We start from the raw sequence: 22,108 nt of genomic DNA on the forward strand, positions 1-22,108 counted from the left end.
TAGGCCTTGAACTCGCCGCCGAAACGCTCTGCGCCCACCTTGGTCAGCGCCGCCGTCAGCGTCGTCTTGCCGTGGTCCACGTGACCGATCGTTCCCACGTTTACGTGGGGCTTGGTGCGTTCGAACTTACCCTTTGCCATGACTGCAATCTCGCTAGAGTTGGAGGTTTATAACTTAAGTTACGCGAAAAGCCCGACCGTTTCCGGCCAAGCCGTTTGCAGCTTTCGCTGCGAAGATGGTGCTCACGAATGGAATCGAACCATCGACCTCCTCCTTACCAAGGAGGTGCTCTACCGACTGAGCTACGTGAGCAGATTTTACAACAGACCCTGCAATGCAATGGTGGAGCGGGAGACGGGAATCGAACCCGCGCTAGTAGCTTGGAAGGCTACAGTTCTACCATTGAACTACTCCCGCACCGGGAAGCCTGTCTTACTGCACTACCAGCTGGTAAGGCCGGTAGTTTGAAACTGGTGGAGGGAGGTGGATTCGAACCACCGAAGGCGTAAGCCAGCAGATTTACAGTCTGCCCCCGTTGGCCGCTTGGGTATCCCTCCGAGTTGTTCTCGCCAGAGAGCTAAATAAGCCTCACCAGAGAGCCCGCTATTTTGGCGATGACTTGCCTTCATGTCAACGGGTGAAAACGATTATTTCCAAATAATTTCGACTGCCCACTTAGACATTAAACCTGAAGTGCAGAATATCGCCTTCTTGTACGCGGTACTCCTTACCCTCTAGGCGCAGGCGGCCGGCGTCGCGGGCACCGGCTTCGCCGCGGTATTTAATGAAATCGTCGTAGCCAATGGTTTCGGCGCGGATGAAGCCTTTTTCAAAATCAGTATGAATAACGGCGGCGGCCTGTGGCGCGGTGGAACCGGCTTTCACCGTCCAAGCGCGCACTTCTTTTACGCCTGCGGTGAAATAGGTTTGCAGGCCCAGCAAGGCATACGCGGCGCGGATCACGCGGTTTAAACCGGGCTCGTCAAGGCCGAGGTCTTTTAAGAACTCATCGCGGTCGACCTCTTCTAGCTGGCTCAGCTCTTCTTCAATGGCAGCGCACACCGGCACGACCTGCGCGCCCTCGGTCTGCGCATGCGCGCGCACTGCATCAAGATGCGGGTTGTTCTCAAAACCATCTTCGAGCACGTTGGCGATATACATCACCGGCTTGATGGTGAGCAGGAAGAGATCGCGAATGGCCACACGCTCTTCTTCATCCAGCGCCACAGTTCGCGCCGCCTTGCCTTGATCCAGCGCTTCGCGCAATTTGCTAAGCACGGCAATTTTGGCTTTCGCGTCTTTATCACCACTTTTAGCCACGCGCTCGAAACGGGCAATGGCCTTATCCACCGATTCAAGATCGGCCAGTGCCAGCTCGGTGTCGATGGTTTCGATATCGGCCAGTGGATCAACCTTGTTCGCCACGTGGATCACGTCGGGGTGTTCAAAGCAGCGCACCACATGGGTGATGGCGTCCACTTCGCGGATATGCGCAAGAAACTTATTGCCTAGGCCTTCGCCGCTGGCCGCACCTGCTACCAGCCCGGCGATGTCCACAAATTCCACAGCGGTGGGCACCACTTTTTGCGGCTTGATAATTTCCGCCAATGCGCCAAGGCGCGGGTCGGGCACCGGCACCACACCGACGTTGGGCTCGATGGTGCAAAACGGAAAGTTTGCCGCCGCAATGCCCGCTTTGGTAAGCGCGTTGAAGAGAGTGGACTTACCGACGTTCGGTAAACCAACGATGCCGCATTTAATGCCCATGAAAATTCTCGTTTAGCGTTTCAATGTGTGAAGCTGGGTCATGGCGTCGGCCAGATTTCCGGCCACCGCCAGTGGCAGCGCATCGGCTGCATCGCCAATGGCGCGCAGCAGCAGCGCCTCGTCGGTACTATCGGGTTTGCCCAGCACCCAAGGGGTGACTTTATCTTTATTGCCGGGGTGGCCAATGCCTAGACGCAGGCGGTTGAACTTTCCATGCCCCAGCAGGCGCATGATGTCGCGCAGGCCGTTTTGCCCGCCGTGGCCGCCGTCGAACTTCAACCGCGCGGTGCCAGGGGGAAGGTCTAGCTCGTCGTGCACCACCAACATTTCTTCTGGCGCAATTTTCCAGAACTGCAGCGCCGCGAGCACCGATTTGCCGGAAGCATTCATAAAGGTGGACGGTTTCAGCAACCACAGCTGCTGCCCAGCCAGCGTAATTCTGGCGGTTTCGCCGAACAATTTGCTGTCCAGCGTAAAGCGCACACCTGCCTGTAATGCAAGGGCGTCAACAAACCAAAACCCGGCGTTGTGCCGGGTTCGGAGGTAGTCGGCACCGGGGTTGCCCAGCCCAACGATAAGACGTAAGTTCGCCATAACGCGACTGCCCTTCTACCCAAGCCGGCGCGATGAACCATCGCACCGACCGAGTGAAGAAAGGCTTACTTCTTCTCTTCTTTCTTAGCCGCCTTGGTGGCCGGCACGTCCGCGGCCGCCGGTGCGTCGGTGGCTTCGGCTTCTTCCTTACCGTGCTTGGCCACAACCACAGCCACGTCGTATTCCTTGCCCAGCTTCAGGGCCGGAATTTCAACGCCCGCCGGCAGCTTCAGGCCGGACAGGTGCACCACGCCGCCTACGGCCAGATCGGACAGATCAAGCACGATGGCTTCCGGCAGATCCTTCGGCAAGCAGCTGATTTCAACTTCGGTCAGCTCGTGCATGATGACCACGCCGCCGGTCTTACCTGCAGGCGACTTCTCTTGGTTGACCAAACGCACTTGCACACTGGTGCGCAGGACGTGGTTGGCATCCACGCGCTGGAAGTCCAGGTGCATGATGAGCTGCTTGTACGGGTGGCGCTGCATATCGCGCAGGAGCACTTGCTCGACCTTGCCGTCAACGTCAAGGTTCAGGATCGACGAGTAGAACCACTCGTGCTGGCTAGCCAGCCAGATTTGCTCATGTTCGATCTGGATCGACTGCGGAGCGGCGCTGCCGCCGTACACAACGGCCGGGAGCTGGGCGGCGTGACGCAGGCGGCGGCTCGCACCCTTCCCCTCGACACTGCGGCCAGTGGCCTTGATGGTATGTTCAGACATTGAATTAACTCACTTTTGGACTTGCAATGAAACCGCCTCGCGGCGGCAGAAACACTCACCCGCGACCAGGTGAGCGGTTTGGAACTGTTGTTAATTTTAATCGATATACAGCGAGCTGACAGATTCACCGAACGCCATGCGGCGAATGGTTTCGGCCAACATTTCGGCCACGCTGAGCTGGCGAATCTTGCTGCAGGCCTGCGCGGCCGGAGTCAGCGCGATGGTATCGGTGACCACCAACTCGTCGAGCGAGGATTTGTTCAAGTTATCCAGCGCCGCACCTGACAACACCGGATGCACGCAGTAAGCCACCACCTTCACCGCGCCGCGCTCTTTTAGCGCATTGGCGGCGGCGCACAGGGTGCCTGCGGTATCCACGATGTCATCCACTAGCACGCAGGTTTTGCCTGCCACATCACCGATGATATTCATCACCGTGGCGACGTTTGCTTTCGGGCGACGCTTGTCGATGATGGCAAGATCAGCATCGTCGAGGCGCTTAGCAATTGAGCGCGCACGCACCACGCCGCCAACGTCGGGGCTGACCACGATGACGTTGTCGGTGCCATGCGTACGCCAAATATCGGCCAGCAGCAGCGGCGAGGCATAGACGTTATCCACCGGGCAATCAAAGAAGCCTTGGATCTGGTCGGCGTGTAGATCGACGGTGAGCACGCGGTCGGTATCCACCGCGCTGAACATTTTAGCGGCTACCTTGGCGGTGATCGGCACGCGCGCCGAACGCGGGCGGCGGTCTTGGCGGGCGTAGCCGAAGTACGGCACCACCGCGGTGACGCTGGCCGCCGAAGCGCGCTTGAGCGCGTCGATCAGCACCAACAGTTCCATAAAGTTTTCAGCCGTGGGGGCATTGGTCGGCTGAATGACGTACACCTCTTGGCGGCGCACGCTTTCTTCAATTTCGACCTGTACTTCGCCATCGGAGAAGCGGCTGATGAGCGCCTTCCCTGGGCGTACACCCAGCTCGCGACACACGGCATCGGCCAGCGGTCGGTTGGAATTGCCCGAGAACACCAGAAGATTGGGCTGATCCTGCATGTGCGGCACCGTTTATTTGTGGCCAGTGTGAAACGCGCGATGCGCTTAAAGCGCAAATTGGCAGGGGCGGAAGGATTCGAACCTACGCATGCCAGGATCAAAACCTGGTGCCTTAACCGCTTGGCGACGCCCCTGCAGAAAACCTGTCCACTGCATCCAGCAACGGAGACCTTTCCGTGCCACGTGCCAGCCAAGCATGAATGCCTGCAGGCAACACTGCAAGTGCTTGCTCTGCAGACCGCCGATTGGCAAATTCCACAAAACAACCACTACCAGAACCCGTTAAACGCGGTGAACCAATACTTGAAAGCGTTTGAAACATGGCGTCAACCGCCGGTTCCAAGCGCCGCAGCACGGGCTCGAATGCGTTTCCGAGCACTTCCCCGGAAAGGAAGCCCGCTATTGTCGTTGGTTCTGCGTCTCGCGTCAAATCCTGTGCGCGAAATAATTCAGCTGTGGCCGCATGCACACCGGGACTTGCCAGGACATACCAGGCTTCTGGCAACGCTATAGCGCTCAAACGCTCGCCCACGCCTTCTGCCCAAGCGCTGTGACCGCGCACAAACACCGGGACATCGGCGCCTAAATTCAAGCCTAATTGCGCCAATGTGTCTTCACTTAACTCAAGCCCCCACAGGGCGTTGAGCGCTACCAGCGCCGTTGCCGCATCCGACGAACCACCGCCAAAGCCGCCACCCATTGGGATGCGCTTTTTAATCCCAATCTCGGCCCCTTTGCCACAGCCCGCAGCCGCTTGCAGCAGTTTTGCCGCACGCACCAAGAGGTCATCGGCTTCGCTCACACCCTCCGCCCCGGCCCCCACACGCACGATCTGCGCATCCGTGCGCGGCCGCAAATAGACGGTATCGCCCCAATCGAGCAGACGAAACACGGTTTGCAACATGTGGTAGCCGTCGGCGCGGCGGCCGGTGATCTGGAGAAACAGGTTCAACTTGGCCGGTGCCGGAAATGCGTGCCAGCCGTCTTGTTCAGCAAAAAAACTCACTCCAGCCCCCAGCGATCGACAATCAAGCGCACGTGATCATTGCCGCGCACCGCCTCCATACGCGACGGCATCCATTGGTGTGAAAACGGGTCTTGTTGCCAGCGTTCATAACGAATGACCCAGCCGTTTTGTACCAGCTGCTGCGGTAGGGCGTCTGCACCATAGCGAAGTTGCGCCACGCCGTACTGCGCGGGATTGGCTTCGATTCCGCGCATCCAGCAGCCCAGTGCCGACAATGGAACATCCCAGCCGGTGGCGTCCTGCAAAAGACGCGACGCATCGATGTTCTGCCGCGTTGCGCCGTCGCTCAAATTTTGCAGTGTTGCGCTGGAAGCATCTGCCTCCAATAACCAGCCCTGCCGCGTCACCGGCGTTGTTAGTATCAGGCGTAGCTGGCCCTGCCCTTGCGTCCATTCAATCTGGCCGCTACCACCTTGCTTTCCGTTCGATAAGGCCACGCGCCCGGTCATCACCCAGCTTGGTGTGCCGCAGTCGCCGTGCTCCAACCCCACGGCCGCCGCGCGCGCCTGCTGCGCGGCCTGTGCCGACACCAACTCGGCCCCACTCAGCCCGGCCGTTGGCACACTGGCACAGCCCGCTAGTGCAAGCACAAGTGCGCCGCCAAATAACAGCTTCATGCGCCCGTCTCCTGCAGTGCACGCTGAAGCGAACGGTTACTTGGGTCTAGCCGCCGCGCTTCTTCAAAATACTTGCGCGCTTCTTGTTTCTGCCCTAGCACCCACAGCACTTGCCCAAGGTGGCTGGCGATGTCTGGGTCTTTCTGCAATGCGTAGGCATGACGCAAATGGGCCAGCGCTTCGCGCGCTTTCCCTAGGCGAAACAACACCCAGCCGTAGCTGTCGATGATTGCGCCATTGCCCGGCTCGGCCACCCGCGCACGGTCGATTAACTCCAGTGCTTCGCGGTAGCGGTTGGTGCGGTCGGCCAAGGTGTATCCCAGCGCGTTGAGGGTCACCACGCTATCGGGAGAGATCACCAAAATACGCCGAAAATCGGCTTCAGCCTTGGCGATATCGTCGTGCCGCTCCCACATCAGCGCGCGCGCATAGAGCAAGTCTTGGTTGTCGGCAAAGGTGGCAAGCCCGCGCGCATAGGCGTCTTGTTCGCCCGCATAGTCACCGTCTTTTTGTCGCAGTTCGGCTTCCAGCAGATAGCTATCGCGGCGCGCATCGTCATCGAGCAAGGGGTCGGACTGCGCTTCATGCAGACCGTTGTATGCCTGCGTTTTCTCGCCCATCAGCCAGCGCACGTTGGCCGTGCGCATGCGTCCAACGCCCTGCGCACGCGTGCCCGGTGCGCTGGCATACCACGCCAGTGCTTCGCTGTAGTGCTTCAATTGTTCGGCCAGCTGGCCAAGCAAAAGGCGGCGCATGGGGTTGGGCTCGGTGGCGCTGCCGCGCAGTTCTTCGTAGAGCGCGACCAGCCCCGCTTGGTCGTTGGCTTTATCCAAAAGCCCTGCACGCTGGGCGTAGCTGGCATCGTCCTGCGGGCCTTGCGCAAGGATCTGCGCTGCTTTTTGCGGCTCGCCTAATGCGTCGTATTCCCCGGCAACCGCCCAGCGCAGCGCGGATATCTTCTGTGCCTCGCCTTCAATACTCACCAGCACTTTTTTCGCGGCATCACGCTTACCTGCTTCACGCAGTAGCTGTGCGCGCAGTAGCACCACGCGCGGCTCGCCGGGGAAATGCGCCACGACCTTTTTAACGATTTTATCCACCAAAGCAGGCTGCTCTAGCCGCTGCGCCAAGCCGCCAAACCCCAGCCACGCCTGCAGCTCATTGGGGAGTGCATCGGCCTCCACTATTCCCGTCATGACACTGGTTACCAGCGTTTGTTGCTTACCCACTGCCCCCACCAGTGCCGTGAGCGCCTGCCGCCAGCCGCCCTCTTCGGCTAGGAGCGCGCGCAGCGTGCGTTTGGCGGCGCGTTTTTGCCCGGCGCGCAGCTCTAGGCTGGCTTCGATCATGCGCGAATCCCGCGTAGGCTGCGGTGCCAGCCGGGCCCACACGCGCCAGGCCCGCCACGCCAAATCATCGGCGTCGGCCAGCAGGGCGATGCGCGCGGAGCGCTCTGCCAGCACCGGGTCTTGCGCCGCCTCGGCGGCTTCCAAATACTGCTGCGCCGCTTCTTTCAACTTGCCACTTTGCAGCGCAAACTCGCCGATCAGGCTAGATTCCAGCGGATCTGCTGATTTAGGTGGCGGGTTGGCCGCGAACGCCGCAGGGGCGCCCACAAACGCCGCCGAGAGCAAAAATACGGCCGTGCAACGAGCAATCAGGTTAGACATGGGCGAGACGGGTACAATATCGACTAAGCCAGCAGCTTAGCGCAGCTAACTGAACAAAAATGCAGCGCAACGCCCGCCATTCGCATTATCGTAAACCGCATGAGTCTGTACGTCCTTGGGATTAACCATCAAACCGCCCCGATCGCCCTGCGCGAACGGTTGGCGTTTGCTTCGGACGCACTGCCGCCCGCGCTCACCTCGTTGCAGGCCCTGCCCAGCGTGCACGAGGCTGTGCTGCTCTCCACCTGCAACCGCACCGAGCTGTACGCGCATAGCGAAGGTGATAGCAGCGCGCTGGTGCAGTGGCTGGCCACACATCCGGGTGTGAACGACGACCTCTCGGCGTATCTCTACCGGCATAGTGATGCCGACGCCGTGCGGCATTTGTTTCGCGTCGCCAGCGGGCTGGATTCACTGGTATTAGGTGAGCCGCAGATTTTGGGCCAAGTGAAACAGGCTTGGGCGATTTCACGCGAAACAGGCACCCTAGGCGGCCATTTGGATCGCTTATTTCAACAGGCCTTTGCCACGGCCAAGCGCACCCGCACCGATACACGTATTGGTGCTAACCCGGTATCTGTGGCTTCGGTAGCCGTACGTTTGGCGCAGGACAACTTCACCCGCCTCAGTGAAGCCACGGTGCTACTGATTGGCGCCGGTGAAACCATTGAACTAGCCGCACGCCATTTGGTGGAAGCCAAGGCGCAGCGCTTGCTGATTGCCAACCGCACCCTTGCCCACGCGCAGGAACTAGCCAGCCGCCACGGCGGTATCGCGCTGCCGCTGAGCGAGCTGGATAAGCATCTGGCTGAAGCCGATGTAGTGATTTCCGCCACCGCTAGCCGCACGCCGATCTTGGCACGTGTACAGGTGGAACAAGCGCTGCGCGCGCGCCGCCATCGCCCAATGCTGCTGCTGGACTTAGCCGTTCCTCGCGACATCGATACCGATGTAGCTGCGCTGCGCGACGTGTATCTTTATACCGTGGATGATTTAGAACGCGCGATTGAAGACAACCGCCGCAGCCGTCGTGAGGCCGCCGAGCAGGCCGAGGCCATTATCGAATTACAAACCGCACGTTTTGTAGAGCAATGGCAGGCCAGCACGCGTCAGCAGCCACTGCTGCAGCTGCGCGCCCACGGCGAGCACATTCGTAATGAGGCCCTTGCCAAAGTGCAGCAACAGCTTGCCGCCGGAATGCCCGCCGACCAAGCGCTAGAGCTGCTTGCGCACACGCTTACCAATAAGCTCCTGCACGCCCCCACCGTTGCGCTACGCGAGGCCGCACGTAGCGGTGACGCCGAGCTAGCGCGCGCCGCTGAGAAACTATTCCCACACGCATGAGCCCACATCTGCGCCGTAAATTACAAGCGCTGCTGGAGCGGCGCGAAGAGGTTGAGCGCCTGCTGGCCGATCCGGCCGTTGCCGCCGATCAGCAGCGTTTCCGCAGTCTGTCGCGCGAATTTGCGAGCCTACAGCCGGTTGCCGATGCACTTGCTGCAGAAGCCAACGCGCGCGCCGACCTCGCCGCCGCCGAAGCTATGCGCACCGACCCAGAGCTGCGCGAGCTTGCTGAAGATGAGATCAAATCCGCAAGCGAGCGCCTTGTGCAGCTTGAAGGCGAACTGCTCGCCCAACTTGTTCCTAAAGACGCGCGTGACGACGGCGGCTTGTATTTGGAAGTACGCGCAGGCACTGGCGGCGATGAGGCTGCGATTTTTGCCGGCGATCTCTTCCGCATGTACAGCCGCTACGCCGAAACGCAAGGCTGGCGGGTGGAGGTGGAGTCGGCCAACGCCGGTGAACACGGCGGCTATAAGGAAATCGTGGCGCGTATTGAAGGCAGCGGTGCCTATGCCAAGCTGAAGTACGAGTCGGGCACGCACCGCGTGCAGCGTGTTCCTGCCACCGAATCACAAGGGCGTATCCATACGTCGGCCGCGACCGTGGCCATTATTGCGCTGGAAGCCGGGGATTCTGAGATTGTCATCAACCCCGCCGACCTTAAGGTAGACACCTATCGCTCTTCCGGCGCGGGTGGGCAGCACGTCAATAAAACCGAATCCGCCATTCGTATTACCCACGTTCCCACGGGCGTGGTGGTGGAATCGCAAACCGAACGCAGCCAGCATGCCAACCGCGAAAAAGCGATGAAGCGCCTGCAAGCGATGTTGGTGGAAGCGGAAATCGAAAAACGTGCAGCCGCTACCGCCGCTGACCGAAAACTGCAGGTAGGTAGCGGTGACCGCAGCCAGCGCATCCGCACGTATAACTTCCCGCAGGGACGCATCACCGACCACCGCGTGGAAGGGCTGACGCTGTATGACCTACCCAATATCCTCGAAGGCGCGCTTGATCCACTGATTACGCGCCTACAACAAGAACAGCAAGCCGAAGCGCTAGCCCAGCTGGCACAAGACGCTTAACGCAAGGACACTTCCCCATGGACATTCGCATTTCACGCGCCGGGCCAGCCGATCTGGATGCGCTTAGCCAGCTCTTTGACGCTTACCGCCAGTTTTACGGACAGGCCTCCGACGTGCCACGTGCACGGCAATGGCTACGCGAGCGCCTGCGCTTTGGTGAGTCGGTGGTCTTGGTTGCCAAGCGCGGCGACGCAGTGGTGGGCTTCACCCAGCTTTACCCACTGTTTTCTTCCGTGCGCACGGCAAAACTTTGGATCCTCAACGACCTATTTGTGGATGAAAAATCCCGCCGCAGTGGCGTTGCCCACACGCTCTTAAACGCCGCCACTGCCTTTGCTAAAGCCGATGGCGCCGTTGGTATTCAGCTAGAAACCGCCACCGATAACCACGCAGCGCGCGCGCTTTACCACGCTGCAGGCTGGCAGGAAGAACGCACCCAGTGGTATTCGCTGAACTTTACTCCCGGCGTGCATTAACCGTTTCAGTCTCTGGTGGCCACGGCAACCCGGCCGCTTTTGCGAGCTCTGCATAACGCGGGTCGTTGCGGTAGCGCAGTAGCAGCGCGTCATACAGTAACGACTGCATCCCGCTATCGTGATCTTTTAATGCACGATCCAGCCATTCAAACATGGCATCTGGCTCACCTCGCACAGCGTACAGCTGGGCAATTTGGAACGCCCAGCCTTCCGGGTAACGTGTGATACACGCTTTTAGCTGCGTATCTGCCGCTACACGATCTACTCCAATTTGCGCCGCTAAGGCCAGCGCAAAATCTTGCCACGGCCCAGCGGGCTCCAACGCTGCTGCTTTCTGTGCCGCCGCCGGGTCTTTACGCACCACCTCAATGATGGTTTGCAAATGATGGTTATACAGCGCATTGGGCTCAAGCTCGATCGCCTTAGCCAGCGCGCTGCTTGCCGCATCCAATTGCCCCAGCGGCATTAAATAAGCCACCAACCAGCGATACCAATTGGCATCCAGAGGGTCTTGCTTGAGCGCACGCTGAGTAAGCGCTACCGCCTGCTGCAAATCTCCTTGACTGGCACGCGCCACCCCCAACATATACAGCGCATCGCCATCTTCAGGCGCAAGTGCTACCGCCTGGCGAAATTCGGCCTCACCCTCTTTCCAACTAAAATCACGCAACGTAAGCAACCAGCCCCTAGCGATATGCGTTGCTGCTTGGCTCGGCGCTAGCCGCTGTGCCTGCGCAACGGCCTGCTCAGCCTCTTGCAGTGCTTGATCGGCCGCGTCGCCGGTGAGCCCTCCCGAAACGATATCAATCAACGCACGCGCCTTCATCGCATAAGCTACGCCATACTTCGGATCAAACCCAATGGCCTTGTCATAAAGTGCAATCGCCTTCCGTGCATTGGTGGCCGCCGCCGCATGTGCCTGCATATAGGCGTCATAGGCCTGAAGATTGCCGCTTGGTGGCCGGTCGCTTTGCTCCGGCTTCGCATCCGAGGTCAGCTTGAGCTTGGCCTTCAATGCCTCGGCCACCTGCGCAACGATCTGATCTTGAACAGCGAATAGGTCCTGATACGGGCGGTCAAAGCTATCTGCCCAAAGTGTCGTGCCATCGCTGGATTTACTGAGCGTCGCGCTGATCCGCACGGTATTACCGATGCGTCGCACACTGCCTTCCAATAGATGCGATACGCCTAGCTTAGCGGCAATATCTGCATCACTTTTCTTGCTGTCGCGAAACATAAACGAAGACTTGCGATTGATGACACGCAGCCCATCTAGGCGCGATAGCGCAATGATGAACCCTTCGGATAAACCATCTGAAAAATACTGCTGCTCTTTATCGCCGCTCTCGTTTTCAAACGGCAACACGGCGATGGAATTATCCAAGGCCATCGTCTGTGCTTTAGGCGAGGCTGATCCGCTGCCTTCCACTAAGCGATCGGTGAGTAAGAGCACCACGGCCACCGCAAGCACGCCGATAATCATCAAATCGGTTTTGCGATTGGACTTCCCGGCCCGCGCCTCGGCCGAAATATCGCTTTCGCGCTTGATGCCTTCTGCGGTTAGTTCAAAAAACCACGAGGCCGCCAGCCAAAACGGAAAACCGATGAGGCTGGCGATCATGAACCATTTCGTGGATTCTTCTGGCAGCCCCAGTGAGCCGGTGAGCTCCGAGATGCCCTGCGAAATCACCCAAACGCCACCGCCATAGAGTACCGCCGCACGAAACACATTGCGCCGCTTCAGCTCACCGATGAACTTACCGATCATGTGTGCTTCCGTCACTCCCCTGCCGTGATTCTGGCACAGTCTCGCAAGATTGCGGTATGCGTCCGCCTACTTGGCTTTAGCCGCCTCAAAGCGTGCGATATCTTCATCTAACATGCTGGCCGTAAGCGGCCCGGTATATTTGCGCGCCAGCTGGCCATCGGGTGCAATTAGCCAGCTGGTGGGCAAGCCGCGCGGCGCGCCAAAATCTTTCGGCGGCTCATACACGTCGATGCGTGCAATCGGGTATGTCACCGGGTGTTTTTTCAAAAAAGCGCGCAGCTCGTCTTCGCTGGCTTCGTCATAGGCAAGACCCACAACGCGGATATGCTCTCGCATCGCAGCCAGCGCTGAAAGCTCCGGCATTTCTTGGATACAGGGGCCGCACCAAGTGGCCCAATAGTTCACCAGCGTCCATTTGCCACGCTGTTCGGCAAGGTCAAACATTACGCCGTCTAAAGTTTTGACGCGCAACTCGGGCCTATTCACCGCGTTTACCACTTTTTTTCGCCCTGCGTCGGTGCTTGCAGATTTACCTGCAGCCGGTGCAGCTGTTTGTGTTGGCGCACGCTCACAGCCTGCCAATAGCGTAAGCGCTAGGAGCACGCCTACGCCTTTAATCATTCTTTTCATTAGCAATCAGCCCTTGATAGATGGTTGAAACCGGCTGCTGCAACGGCATTTGCAGCGGTTCGCGCAATTGTGTGAGCACGGCGGCAACCGCAATACCCAGCGCATCTAACTGCTGTTCTGGCAAGGTGGCGATCATCGGGACACGCAGCTGCGCGGCTTCGTACAATTCACGTAATGGCACTTCATCAAGATCGCGCGCCAGCAGCCATTCGCCATTTTCGGCACGCTGCACCACGTTGATCGCCGCCATTTTGCTCAGCAGCAACTGCAGCATGCTATCCGTTAGCCCGGGTTCTAGCTGCTGAATTTGCGCACTGGTTAAACCTTCACCATCAACGCGTGCCACCTGAAAACGCCCAAGCATACGCAGCAAGCCCGTGAGCTCATGCCCATGCGGAAGGCGCTGCGCTTTGGGCTGATAGCGGAATGCCGACATTGAAGAGGCAAACGAAGCCCCCAGCAAAATCGCCACCCAGCTCAAGTAAATCCACAGCATCACGCTGGGAACCAGAGCAACAGCCCCGTAGATTTTCTGATACGAGTCGAAACTGCCCAAATACAGGCTGAGCCCCGATTTCACCGCTTCAAAGAGCAACATCGCCAACAGTGCACCAGCAAATGCGTGCCGCCAGCGCACGGTATGGTGTGGCACTACCTTAAACAACGCAGCAAATGCTAATAGCTCGATCACCATCGGCGCTACGCGCAGCATCACGGCCTCTAGCCATTGCCCCGGCTCGGTTTCAAAAATGGCCAAGGCAAAAAAACGTGTTGATAGCGCCACACTTGCGGCCGCCACTAGCGTCCCTAGCGTGAGTACCGTCCAGTACACCAAAAACCGGCTGATCTTCGGGCGCGCGGTGGGCACGCGCCAAATTCGGTTAAACACGGCTTCCACACTATTGAGCGTCACCAATAGTGAAATGATTAAGGCTAGCGCACCGGCGCTGGTCAACTTGCTGGTATTGGACGAAAAATCAGCGAGGTAGCTCGAAATCGCCTGCGCCGAGCTCGGCACAAAATTGGCGAAGATATAGCCGGTTAGACGCTCGCCCCAGCTATCAAACATTGGAAACGCCGAGAGCACGCCAAACACCACCATTGCTAATGGCACCAGCGCAAACGCCGTGGTGTAGGACAATGCACCCGCCGATTCAAACAAGCGGTCGTCTAAATAGCGCCGCAGTACAAACCGACCAAAGCTACCGATGCGCGCGGGATCGTTGCGCACGTGCTGATACCACTGCTGAAATGAATACAAGCGTTGCATGGCTAAAGCGTAACCGATGCCAAGCGCCTCGCACATGCCCTATGCTTATCCATTGTCTTCAATCTTATTGATTCATGACCGATATTTTGGTGTTGTACTACAGCCGTGGCGGTTCGGTTGCCCGGCTTGCCCGCCAGATTGCGCGCGGCATTGGTGAAGTAGAGGGCATGCAGGCCCGGCTGCGCAGCGTCCCGCCGGTGGCCCCCGTCACGGAAGTGGCAGCCCCACCCGAGCCCGACGACGGCGCGCCCTATGTGGATAAGCGTGACCTGGCCGAATGCGCGGGCCTTGTGCTGGGCAGCCCTACCCGGTTTGGCAATATGGCCGCGCCGATGAAGTATTTTCTCGACACCTTGGGCGCAGAGTGGGCCAGCGGCCTGCTGATCAATAAACCTGCGGCGGTGTTCACCTCTACCGGCACGCTGCACGGCGGGCAAGAGTCCACCTTGCTCAGCATGCACATTCCGCTGCTCCACCACGGCTGCCTGCTGACCGGCATCCCCTTTAGTGAGTCGCGGCTGAGCACTACCCGCACCGGCGGCACGCCTTACGGTGCCAGCCATTACGCGGGTACAGGCAACGACCCCGAGTTAAGTGAAGATGAAGTGCAGCTGGCGCGCGCACTAGGGCGGCGCGTGGCCCACCTCGCAAGGACACTACAGGCATGAACGCTCAGCGTTATTTGGCTTTCTCACTGCTAGCCTTGGCTTTGCTATTTATTGCGTGGTTCGCCCCAGACACCCACGCACTCACAGGGTTCTTGGTGTTTGCAACACCGCCTATTTTGCTCGCGGTTGCGGCTTTACGCGGCTGGCGACGTGCGGGTTTTGTTTCGGCCATTTTCGCCCTGCTTTGGTTTAGCCACGGCGTGATGACCGCGTACTCCGCGCCGCAGGCACGCGGCTGGGCAATTGCCGAATTCGTGCTCGCGCTGGTGATTGTGCATGCGGCCTGCCTTCCCGGCATTCGCGCCTATCAAACGCGCCGTCGGGCGCGTTGAACCGGGTAGAATAGCGGCCTCATTAGCACGCTCTTTTGGATATTCCTGTCATGGATAATTTGCTCATCGTCACCACTGGTGGCACCATCGACAAGATTTATTTTGATGACAAATCGGACTATCAAATTGGTGACCCACAGATCGGCATGATCCTGCGTGAACTGGGCGTCACCTTCCAATTCAACGTGATCCCGATTTTGCGCAAAGACTCGCTGCATATCACCGATGAAGACCGCGAACTGATTCGCGCCACCATCGCCGCACAGCCCACGCGTCACGTTCTTGTGACCCACGGCACCGACTCCATGGTCGCCACTGGGAAAGTGCTGCAAAGCATTCCTGACAAAACCATTGTCATGACCGGCGCACTTAGCCCCGCACGCTTTCGTGGTTCGGATGCCGAGTTCAATATCGGCTGCGCGATTGGCGCCGTGCAGTGCCTACCATCTGGCGTCTTCATTGCCATGAACGGGCGTATCTGGGACCCCAATAAGGTCCGCAAGAACGTTGCTGCAAACCGGTTTGAGCCGGTTGCTTAAAAATAAAGAAGCCCCGACTAAAGCCGGGGCTCAAAGTGTGTACTGTCGAACGTAGAGTTAGTTCGTTGTGCCTGTTAGCGTCACACCGGAGAAAGTGGAGTACGCGCGCACCTTGATGTAATACGTGGTGGCACTTCTTGGTGTTAGCGTGCAGGTTTCATTATTGCCGGACTTATACGGGCGGCAGGTATAGCTGCTGGTTGTAGGCGCGCTGCCCGCTTTTACATACAGATCGCCATCCCCCGTACCGCCGGAGATTTTGATTGTCGCAGTCTTCCCTGCTGCAACGGCCAAGGTGTAGGTACCTGACCAATTCCCTGAGGTTACCGTTGGCAAACTGATTGAACCATCATCACCACCGCCACCACCACCGCCTGTGGTGTAGTCACCCTTCAGGCTTACCCCTGAGAACGCGGAGTAGGCCTTCAGACGCACGTAGTAGGTGCCCGCAGTTGGCGCAGCGATCGTGCAGGTTTCGGCATTGCCCGACTTATACGGACGGCAGTCGTATGAACTATCGGTGGGCTTGCTGCCTGCCTTCACGTACATATCGGCATCGCCGGTGCCGCCCGACATGGTGAACACGAGATTGGTAGCACCCGCTGGAACCGCCAAGGTGTACACCACTTCACCACCGGTGCTTGCCGACAATCCGCTAACGGTAACGCCCTTGGTCAAGGTGCCACCCGGGCTTCCGCCACCGCCATCGCCACCACCGCTGGTCGGGCAGGTGACACCTACAGCCGTAAATGCTGCGGTGACATCAGCCTTGGTGTAGCCCAAATCCGTGGCCGCCGTTTCCACGCCGCACGCCCCTTGATTAAAGGTGCTGCTTGCCGTCCAGTAGTTCATATTGGCGCGCGCAAACACTTGGAAAGCCTTTTTGGTATCCCAACCAGACTTCTTCGCCAGCGTGCAGAACGCCTTGTTATAAACACCCGAGCTGTAGTGCACATCGAGACTGCTGGTGTAATTGGCAGCGTTGTCAATTGAACCACCGTCTTGTGTGGGGTTGCACATATAGCGCAGCGCGCCGCTGCCCTTGAAAATTTCCGACCCCACCAGCCAGTCGTTGCTGCCGCGCGAGTAGTATTCCGCCGCCTCGCCCGCCATGTCCGAGAACGCTTCGTTCATACCGCCCGATTGCCCGGAGTAGGTCAAGTTCGAGTTCTGCTCGGTAAACCCGTGCGAGACTTCGTGACCCGATACATCCAAGCTGACCAATGGATAGAAGGTGTTCTTACCATCACCATAGGTCATCGCGCTGCCATCCCAGTAGGCATTTTCATAGCCTGTCTGGTAGTGCACCTTCATCACCAGCTGGAAGGTCAGCGGGTTCACGCCCATATACGCGTTATACATATTAAAAATCACACTACCGAAATAGTGCGCATCGTTCAGTGGCGAATAGGCGCCATTGATCGTCTTCACCGTATTGCGCGGGCAAGTGTAAGAAAACGCAGTGGTGCTGGCATTGCTATTGGAATTATTGAGATTGACGGTTTTGACCTGCGCATTGTTCATGGTGCAGGTGCTACCGCTTTGGGTCACGTCCAAGTAACCGTAGTTGGTACCGTATTCGTATTGCCCGGTCTTTTGGTTACCACCGGGGCCGGTACCTACTTGCGCATGCTGCAGGTTTTCCCATTTCTTGATGATCTTGCCGCTCAGCGCATCCACCATGACGATTGGGCGCGTGGGCGCACCGCCCGCCACCGCATCGGCATAGAAACTCACCGCATAGGCAAGGCGTGCTTTACCCGCATCGTCCATAAACACAACGAGATCTGATTTTTCGTTGCGGGTTTGCATCGCAGAAAGCCCGGCCCCCAACGCTGCGCGCTTGCCCGCCACGAGTGCCGATGCCTTGGTCAGCTTTGGCGTACTCGAAAGGATGTCGTTGCCGATACCCGAATACAAATTACCGAACATCTTGCGGACATTGCCGTTGCCATCTTCACTTACCACCACGCCTTGACCAAACAGCGGGATCCCCTTCCACGCTTGGTTATAGCGATAGTTGCGCACGCCGCGATCGGCACGCGCTGCTTTCATTAACAGCGTTGTGTCGGCAGAGGCATTCATGAACGCCGCGTGGCGGCGATTTGCCACGGCAGCGACGCCTTGTTTTGCCGTGAGCGACTGGTACTGCGTGCGCAGCTGTTGAAGATTGCGCTGGTGCAGGTCCACCTTCGTGGCGGCTTGTGCACCAACGGTTGCGAGCGAAAGAACAATCGCCGCGCCAAGCATGTTGGACGTACGAAAACGGTTCACTGGTTTTACCCCTAGGTTGTTGATTGTGAGTTGCCCCTGAAGACGGGCATAGACGAGCAATGCGTCTCTAGCGTCAGCGCACGCGTCCGGTTTTTTACCGTGTCTTGGGCGGCGCTGGCATCACTTAGAACCTGAACAGTTCCCAAAGCGATGCGGAACAGTTGTCCTATTTTTGATCGTCGTCAACAACCTAAAGTTATGTTGAAATAACTTTTTATTATAAATAATAGTTACATAAGGAAAACCGCGCTATTCCGCAGCTAACCACAGAATGCCCTGTGAAATTAGTCACGGATTTAGCGCCGATTTCAGTCAAATTTACCGCAGTGCAGCAAATTCATGCGCAGCGAAAAGCGTCACTAAGTGACGCTAATATCAGAACATGCCTGTTTCCAAGCGCGCCACATCCGACATCATGGTCTGGTTCCACGGTGGGTCGAACACCAGTTCAATGTCGGTATCTTCCACGGTGGGAATTTTCAGCAACTTGGTTTGCACATCGTCGATGAGGATTTCACCCATGCCGCAGCCCGGTGCGGTAAGGGTCATGCGCACCTTAACCCCACGACCGCCGCCTTCGATGTGGTACAGCTCGGCCACATAGACAAGGCCAAGATCCACGATATTGACCGGAATTTCCGGGTCAAAGCAGGTACGCAGCTGATCCCACATCAGGCGTTCGACGTCTTCATCGCCCGCGCCGTCTTCCAGTTCCAGTGGCTCGGCGGCTTCTTTACCGATGGCATCACCGTCTTCGCCCGCCACGCGCATCAGATTGCCTTCCACAAACACCGTCCAACTGCCGCCCAGCGCTTGGGTGATATAGCCCACGGTGCCAACGGGCAGAACCACTTCATCTCCCTGCGGAACAAGGACGGCTTTGCAGTCGCGTTCGAAACGGACTGGCTCACTGCTGCGTGAATACATGTCGAAATTGGACGATTGAAATCAGTACCATTCTAGTACCAATCAAACTTCGCGTCTGCCTTTCTGACGCAAGTTGGGCTGATCTTGGTCAATTGCTCTATGCTTTTGGCATCTTTTTGGGGTTGATTGCGCCGAATGCTTCTTGGACTTGCACCGCGCTGGTATGCGCTTCCACTGCTGCTGCTTGGTAGCGCTGGCTTTGCCGCCGCGTGGATGCTGCTGGCCCTGCTTACCAATAGCCAGTGTGCGTGGATGGCGCTGGTGGGGGCCGCGGATATTGCGCTACTGCAGCGCCTCTCCGGTTGGCCGCAGGGTGTGTGCCGCGCTATTTGGGCGGGTGCGGCGCAGGCGCTGATCTTGATCGCCACCAATGTCTTGATCGCAGCCGGCCATATCGGCCAAGAAATGGGGCTGCGGCCGTGGGAGTCTGCGCTCAAAATTGGCGCAGACTACGCTTGGCTGCTCATTCGTATGGCCACATCCCATATGGATGCGGCGCTATATGGGCTTAGCTTTGTGCTGGTGATCTGGACGGGGCTTAGTGGCCGCCGTCCAGCGCCTTCAGCTCAGTAACCAGCGCACTGGCCATTTCTGCGCCGTCGCCGTAGAGCATGCGGGTGTTATCGGCGTAGAACAGCGCATTTTCGATCCCGGCAAACCCTGTGCCTTTGCCACGCTTGATCACGATGGTGTTCTTAGAATTGACCACATCGAGGATCGGCATGCCATAGATCGGGCTGGCCGGGTCGGTTTTGGCCACCGGATTGACCACATCGTTCGCACCGATCACCAGCGAGACATCGGTCTGCGCAAATTCGGGGTTGATGTCGTCCATATCGGCAATCAGGTCATACGGCACGCCCGCTTCGGCCAGCAACACGTTCATATGCCCCGGCATGCGCCCAGCCACCGGGTGAATGGCGAACTTCACCTTCACGCCGCGCTCGATCAAACGCTGACACAGCTCCCAAATTTTGTGTTGCGCCTGCGCCACCGCCATGCCGTAGCCCGGCACGATCACCACGCGCTCGGCGTAAGCCATCATTGCGGCCACGTCTGCGGCTTCGATGGGCTTCATCGAACCACCGATTTCCTGCATCGCCGCCGAACTACCGCCAAAGTTGGAGAACAGCACATTCTTGATGCTGCGGTTCATGGCTTTGGCCATCAGCCGGGTCAGCAGCATACCCGCCGCGCCCACCATCATGCCGGCGATAATCAGCGCTTCATTGCCCAGCACATAACCTTCAAACGCCACTGCAAGGCCGGTGAAGGCGTTGTACAGCGAGATCACCACCGGCATGTCGGCGCCGCCGATGGGCAGGGTCATCAGGATGCCCAACAGCAGTGACAGCGCGAAGAAGGCTAAAATCCACGGCAGCGCCAGCGTTTGCATGGCCATCACGCCACAGGCCACGGCCGCTAGCGCCATGAGCGCATTGAAATACTGCTGGCCCGAGAAGGTGTAGCGCTTGTCCATGCGCCCGTCGAGCTTGGCCCAGGCGATAACCGACCCGGTTAACGACACCGCGCCGATCAGCGCGCCAATAACACCAAGTGCCAGCGTGAGCGTGGCCGGCGCCTCAGCGCTGCCTTGTGAAAACCGCAGCAGCTCCACCGCACCAATTGCCGCCGCCGAACCGCCGCCCATACCGTTGAACAGCGCCACCATCTGCGGCATATCGGTAATAGGAACCTTCTTGCCCCAAAACCAGTTCCCCGCCACACCTAACACGATGGCGAGCAGCATCAACGGCAAGTTGCCCATTCCCGGTAAAAATAGCGTGGCAATAACGGCCACCAGCACACCCACGCCCGCCCACTGAATACCGCTGCGCGCGGTTTTCGGGCTGGCCATGCGCTGCAGCCCCACCAGCAATAGGGTGGCCGCAATGAAATAACTGAGCGAAATGAGGATCGTGGCGCTCACTTGCCACCCTCCTTCTTGCTGGACTTAAACATCTCCAGCATGCGCTCGGTGACCACATAGCCACCGGCGGCGTTACCCGCGCCCAAAAAGACGGCCACAAAGCCGATGGCCTGTTCTAGCGGCGTTTGCGCATGACCCAGTACCACCATCGCGCCGATCAACACGATGCCGTGAATGAAGTTGGAACCCGACATCAGCGGAGTGTGCAAAATCACCGGCACCCGCGAGATGATCACATGCCCAGCGATTGCCGCCAGCATAAAAATATACAGTGCTACGAATCCATCACCCACGTTGCCACTCCCCAATGACCTAGCTGCATCATAAACACGGTGCGCACCAATTCGCTATGTCAACCGATCATCCATTCGCGCGTTTGTATCTGCAAACGTGGCAATTCCGCCCCGTAATGCCGATGGAGTCGCATGCTGCTCGTCGATCCCGCTAAGCTTGGGCCCGTGACGAACGATGCCTATCAGGATGCCTCCCCACCGGAGCTGCTGCCCGCAGCCACGCTGGATGGCTTTCTGCGCGAGATCGAGCCACGCGCCTTCCGTTTTGCCGAACTGGGCCTACGCCACCGTGAGGACGCGCTGGACGCCGTTCAAGACGCGATGATCAAGATGCTGACCTACCGCGAACACCCCGCTTCAGAATGGAGCCCGTTGTTTTGGAGCATTTTGCGCAACCGCATCACCGATATGCAGCGGCGCAGCCTGTTCCGGCTACGCTGGTTACTCCCCGGCAGCACCGATAAAGACGGCGAACCGGTGGATTGGGCCGATGACAGCCCCGATCCTTCGCGCAGCCACGATAGCCGTGAGGCTTGGAGCAAGATCAGCGCGGCCCTGCGCAACCTCCCGACGCGCCAGCGCGAAGCGTTCACGCTGCGTGTACTGGAAGAGCTGGACGTGGCCGATACCGCCAAGGTGATGGGCTGCAGCGAAGGCTCGGTAAAAACACATTTATCGCGCGCCCGCGAGGCGCTGCAGAAACAGCTGGAGGATTTTCGATGAACACGCACCCCACAGAGCAGGCCAGCGCCGCATTTGATGCCGCACTGCGCACGCACCATCAGGCGTCGCTCCAGCAGCTTTCCCCGCGCACGCAGGCTCAGCTCGCGCAGCGCCGTCATGCGGCCCTGCGTGGTCAAACGCATCGCGTCAAACCCGCCCATCGCCTGCGCTTTGCCGCTGCAGGCATTGCTGCGGCCGCCGCGCTCGCGCTTGGCCTGCAGTTCCATTCTTCTGAAGTCACGCCAGCCAGCCCCGCGGTGGTGAGCCCCACCTTCGCCAATGCGCCTCCGCAGCAACATGCGGTGCCGCGTTCTGCCAGCAAGCCCATGTTGGAAGAAGACCCCGATTTTTACGCATGGCTGAACTCGCCTGACGTTCAGCAGCTTGCGATGGAGTAAG

Annotated in this window: 24 protein-coding genes and 4 tRNA genes; 9 read left to right on the forward strand and 19 right to left on the reverse strand. The window is 58.6% G+C overall.

Features of this window, described 5'->3' with window-relative positions:
* The 12 genes from KUL77_RS01690 to KUL77_RS01745 form a co-directional block, all read right to left on the reverse strand.
* Positions 1–140, reverse strand: a 140-nt coding sequence (locus KUL77_RS01690) for a GTP-binding protein (RefSeq protein WP_239536270.1), incomplete at its 3' end; no start/stop codon positions are given.
* A gap of 96 nt (positions 141–236) precedes the next feature.
* A tRNA-Thr gene (locus KUL77_RS01695) sits at positions 237–312 on the reverse strand.
* A 31-nt stretch (positions 313–343) separates the two neighbouring features.
* Positions 344–417 (reverse strand) — tRNA-Gly (locus KUL77_RS01700).
* A gap of 54 nt (positions 418–471) precedes the next feature.
* Positions 472–557 (reverse strand) — tRNA-Tyr (locus KUL77_RS01705).
* A 118-nt stretch (positions 558–675) separates the two neighbouring features.
* Complete coding sequence (gene ychF, locus KUL77_RS01710) at positions 676–1,767, reverse strand: redox-regulated ATPase YchF (RefSeq protein WP_297142759.1); 1,092 nt, start codon at positions 1,765–1,767, stop codon at positions 676–678.
* A 12-nt stretch (positions 1,768–1,779) separates the two neighbouring features.
* Complete coding sequence (gene pth / locus KUL77_RS01715) at positions 1,780–2,361, reverse strand: aminoacyl-tRNA hydrolase (RefSeq protein ID WP_297142762.1); 582 nt, start codon at positions 2,359–2,361, stop codon at positions 1,780–1,782.
* A 65-nt stretch (positions 2,362–2,426) separates the two neighbouring features.
* Entirely contained in the window at positions 2,427–3,083 is a 657-nt protein-coding gene (locus KUL77_RS01720; protein ID WP_297142765.1) for a 50S ribosomal protein L25/general stress protein Ctc, read from the reverse strand.
* A gap of 96 nt (positions 3,084–3,179) precedes the next feature.
* On the reverse strand, positions 3,180–4,139 hold the full coding sequence (locus KUL77_RS01725) for a ribose-phosphate diphosphokinase (RefSeq protein WP_297142768.1): 960 nt from the start codon (positions 4,137–4,139) through the stop codon (positions 3,180–3,182).
* A 58-nt stretch (positions 4,140–4,197) separates the two neighbouring features.
* Positions 4,198–4,273 (reverse strand) — tRNA-Gln (locus tag KUL77_RS01730).
* Positions 4,252–5,145, reverse strand: a complete 894-nt coding sequence (gene ispE / locus KUL77_RS01735; RefSeq protein WP_297142771.1) for a 4-(cytidine 5'-diphospho)-2-C-methyl-D-erythritol kinase — start codon at positions 5,143–5,145, stop codon at positions 4,252–4,254. The genes KUL77_RS01730 and ispE overlap by 22 nt, the downstream gene beginning before the upstream one ends.
* On the reverse strand, positions 5,142–5,783 hold the full coding sequence (lolB, locus tag KUL77_RS01740; protein WP_297142772.1) for a lipoprotein insertase outer membrane protein LolB: 642 nt from the start codon (positions 5,781–5,783) through the stop codon (positions 5,142–5,144). Before lolB ends, ispE begins: the two co-directional genes overlap by 4 nt.
* Complete coding sequence (locus tag KUL77_RS01745) at positions 5,780–7,453, reverse strand: tetratricopeptide repeat protein (protein WP_297142775.1); 1,674 nt, start codon at positions 7,451–7,453, stop codon at positions 5,780–5,782. Before KUL77_RS01745 ends, lolB begins: the two co-directional genes overlap by 4 nt.
* 99 nt (positions 7,454–7,552) lie before the next feature.
* Between KUL77_RS01745 and hemA the strand changes: the two genes are divergently transcribed.
* Genes hemA through KUL77_RS01760 form a run of 3 tightly spaced genes read left to right on the forward strand, consistent with a single transcriptional unit; the run spans position 7,553 to position 10,355 of the window.
* Complete coding sequence (gene hemA / locus KUL77_RS01750; RefSeq protein ID WP_297142777.1) at positions 7,553–8,797, forward strand: glutamyl-tRNA reductase; 1,245 nt, start codon at positions 7,553–7,555, stop codon at positions 8,795–8,797.
* Complete coding sequence (gene prfA / locus KUL77_RS01755; RefSeq protein ID WP_297142780.1) at positions 8,794–9,879, forward strand: peptide chain release factor 1; 1,086 nt, start codon at positions 8,794–8,796, stop codon at positions 9,877–9,879. Before hemA ends, prfA begins: the two co-directional genes overlap by 4 nt.
* Positions 9,880–9,896: 17 nt before the next feature.
* Positions 9,897–10,355, forward strand: coding sequence for a GNAT family N-acetyltransferase (locus KUL77_RS01760; RefSeq protein ID WP_297142783.1), 459 nt, complete (start codon positions 9,897–9,899; stop codon positions 10,353–10,355).
* Here KUL77_RS01760 and KUL77_RS01765 read toward each other — a convergent pair.
* The 3 genes from KUL77_RS01765 to KUL77_RS01775 all read right to left on the reverse strand — a co-directional run bounded on the left by KUL77_RS01765 (position 10,336) and on the right by KUL77_RS01775 (position 14,023).
* Complete coding sequence (locus KUL77_RS01765) at positions 10,336–12,123, reverse strand: tetratricopeptide repeat protein (RefSeq protein WP_297142785.1); 1,788 nt, start codon at positions 12,121–12,123, stop codon at positions 10,336–10,338. The two genes, KUL77_RS01760 and KUL77_RS01765, sit on opposite strands and share 20 nt — an antisense overlap.
* Before the next feature lie 66 nt (positions 12,124–12,189).
* The gene (locus KUL77_RS01770; protein WP_297142788.1) at positions 12,190–12,753 is read right to left on the reverse strand and encodes a TlpA disulfide reductase family protein; all 564 of its coding nucleotides are present in this window, start codon (positions 12,751–12,753) and stop codon (positions 12,190–12,192) included.
* Entirely contained in the window at positions 12,737–14,023 is a 1,287-nt protein-coding gene (locus KUL77_RS01775; protein ID WP_297142791.1) for a YihY family inner membrane protein, read from the reverse strand. Before KUL77_RS01775 ends, KUL77_RS01770 begins: the two co-directional genes overlap by 17 nt.
* A 74-nt stretch (positions 14,024–14,097) precedes the next feature.
* Between KUL77_RS01775 and wrbA the strand changes: the two genes are divergently transcribed.
* From wrbA to KUL77_RS01790, 3 genes are read left to right on the forward strand one after another with little or no spacing between them, the layout of a single operon-like run.
* A complete protein-coding gene (gene wrbA / locus KUL77_RS01780) occupies positions 14,098–14,691 on the forward strand; it encodes an NAD(P)H:quinone oxidoreductase (protein ID WP_297142793.1) in 594 nt (197 codons plus the stop codon).
* Positions 14,688–15,023 (forward strand): DUF2069 domain-containing protein, encoded by a 336-nt coding sequence (locus KUL77_RS01785; protein ID WP_297142796.1) that lies wholly within the window; start codon positions 14,688–14,690, stop codon positions 15,021–15,023. Before wrbA ends, KUL77_RS01785 begins: the two co-directional genes overlap by 4 nt.
* Positions 15,024–15,073: 50 nt before the next feature.
* Positions 15,074–15,562, forward strand: coding sequence for an asparaginase domain-containing protein (locus KUL77_RS01790; protein WP_297142799.1), 489 nt, complete (start codon positions 15,074–15,076; stop codon positions 15,560–15,562).
* 57 nt (positions 15,563–15,619) lie between these two features.
* On the opposite strand, the gene KUL77_RS01795 is transcribed toward KUL77_RS01790, so the two are convergent.
* A complete protein-coding gene (locus KUL77_RS01795) occupies positions 15,620–17,836 on the reverse strand; it encodes a M4 family metallopeptidase (protein ID WP_343231526.1) in 2,217 nt (738 codons plus the stop codon).
* A gap of 375 nt (positions 17,837–18,211) precedes the next feature.
* Complete coding sequence (gene sufT, locus KUL77_RS01800) at positions 18,212–18,763, reverse strand: putative Fe-S cluster assembly protein SufT (protein WP_297142802.1); 552 nt, start codon at positions 18,761–18,763, stop codon at positions 18,212–18,214.
* A 135-nt stretch (positions 18,764–18,898) separates the two neighbouring features.
* Here sufT and KUL77_RS01805 point away from each other — a divergent pair, with 135 nt between their 5' ends.
* Positions 18,899–19,336 carry a hypothetical protein gene (locus tag KUL77_RS01805; protein ID WP_297142805.1) on the forward strand — a complete coding sequence of 146 codons (438 nt, stop codon included), beginning with the start codon at positions 18,899–18,901 and terminating at the stop codon, positions 19,334–19,336.
* On the opposite strand, the gene KUL77_RS01810 is transcribed toward KUL77_RS01805, so the two are convergent.
* A complete protein-coding gene (locus tag KUL77_RS01810) occupies positions 19,302–20,693 on the reverse strand; it encodes an NAD(P)(+) transhydrogenase (Re/Si-specific) subunit beta (protein WP_297142808.1) in 1,392 nt (463 codons plus the stop codon). The genes KUL77_RS01805 and KUL77_RS01810 overlap by 35 nt on opposite strands.
* Positions 20,690–20,986 (reverse strand): NAD(P) transhydrogenase subunit alpha, encoded by a 297-nt coding sequence (locus tag KUL77_RS01815; RefSeq protein ID WP_297142811.1) that lies wholly within the window; start codon positions 20,984–20,986, stop codon positions 20,690–20,692. The genes KUL77_RS01810 and KUL77_RS01815 overlap by 4 nt, the downstream gene beginning before the upstream one ends.
* Positions 20,987–21,151: 165 nt before the next feature.
* Between KUL77_RS01815 and KUL77_RS01820 the strand changes: the two genes are divergently transcribed.
* Both KUL77_RS01820 and KUL77_RS01825 read left to right on the forward strand, forming a co-directional pair.
* Entirely contained in the window at positions 21,152–21,709 is a 558-nt protein-coding gene (locus tag KUL77_RS01820) for an RNA polymerase sigma factor (protein WP_297142813.1), read from the forward strand.
* The gene (locus tag KUL77_RS01825; RefSeq protein ID WP_297142815.1) at positions 21,706–22,107 is read left to right on the forward strand and encodes a hypothetical protein; all 402 of its coding nucleotides are present in this window, start codon (positions 21,706–21,708) and stop codon (positions 22,105–22,107) included. The genes KUL77_RS01820 and KUL77_RS01825 overlap by 4 nt, the downstream gene beginning before the upstream one ends.
* Position 22,108: the final 1 nt, after the last annotated feature.

This window comes from Thermomonas sp., from assembly GCF_019104945.1.
GTDB lineage: Bacteria > Pseudomonadota > Gammaproteobacteria > Xanthomonadales > Xanthomonadaceae > Thermomonas.